The organism is Streptomyces fuscigenes (assembly GCF_021556455.1).
GTDB lineage: Bacteria > Actinomycetota > Actinomycetes > Streptomycetales > Streptomycetaceae > Streptomyces > Streptomyces fuscigenes.
In genome coordinates this window covers 1-1,192 of sequence record NZ_JAKGCV010000779.1, presented here as the reverse complement: position 1 = coordinate 1,192, position 1,192 = coordinate 1, and the positions used below count along the sequence as shown (strand labels likewise).

Genomic DNA, 1,192 nt, shown 5'->3' with positions numbered 1-1,192 from the left:
AACGGCGCACCCGGTGCCACCGTGCCGGCCGCTCCCGTCCCCGGCGCCACCGGCTACGCCCCGGTGCCCGGCCGCCCCCCGCCCCCGCACGACGAGACCTCCGGCCGGGCGGCGGGACGCCCCCTGTCCGGCCCCCTGTTCCGCGACGAGACGCAGCAGGAGCCCATGCCGCCGCACCCGGCACCGCACCCGGCGCCCGACCAGCCCCCGCAGAAGAAGCGGGCGGGCCGCGACCTGCGCGCGGCCATAGGGGTGGGGGTCGGCCTCGGCGCCGTCGTCGTGGCGTCGCTGTTCGTCGTCAAGGCCGTCTTCGTGGGCGTCATCGCGGCCGCCGTCGTGGTCGGCCTGTGGGAGCTGACGAGCCGCCTCGACGAGAAGAAGGGCATCAAGGCGCCCATCGTCCCGCTCGCCGTCGGCGGCGCCATGATGGTCGTCGCCGGATACGTGTGGGGCACGCAGGGCGCCTGGCTGGCGATGGCGCTCACCGCCCTCGCCGTCCTGGTCTGGCGGATGACGCAGCCGCCGGACGGATACCTGCGGGACGTCACCGCGGGCGTGTTCGCGGTGTTCTACGTGCCGTTCCTCGCGACGTTCGTGGCACTGCTGCTGACCGCGCACGACGGCCCCTGGCGCGTGCTGACGTTCATCATCCTGACCGTCATCAGCGACACCGGGGCGTACGCGGTCGGCTGGCGCTTCGGCACGCACAAGCTCGCGCCGCGCATCAGCCCCGGCAAGACCCGGGAGGGCCTCGTCGGCGCGGTCACCTTCGCGATGGTGGCCGGCGCGCTGTGCATGCAGTTCCTGGTCGACGACGGCGCCTGGTGGCAGGGCCTGCTGCTCGGCCTCGGCGCGGCGGTCAGCGCGACGCTCGGCGACCTCGGCGAGTCGATGATCAAGCGGGACCTCGGCATCAAGGACATGGGGACCCTGCTGCCGGGCCACGGCGGCATCATGGACCGCCTCGACTCGCTGCTGCCTACCGCTCCCGTGGTCTGGCTGCTGATGGTGCTGTTCGTCGGCTCGCACTGAGCCGCCACGGGCGGAGGCCGGCACGACGGCCGGACGGCGGGCTCCGGCGGGCTGCGGGCCCGCACCGCCCAGCTCGCCGCCCGCCCGCCGCAGGCCGGAATGGCCGCCCGGGCGAGCAGGTACGCTGAAGGGGTCCGCCGCGTGTCGCGGTGGGCCCCTT

Annotated in this window: 1 protein-coding gene; it reads left to right on the top strand. The window is 75.1% G+C overall.

The genetic code is table 11. The features are described from left to right. Positions 1-63 precede the first annotated feature (63 nt). Positions 64-1,032, top strand: coding sequence for a phosphatidate cytidylyltransferase (locus L1885_RS28495; RefSeq protein WP_235800025.1), 969 nt, complete (start codon positions 64-66; stop codon positions 1,030-1,032). Positions 1,033-1,192: the final 160 nt, after the last annotated feature.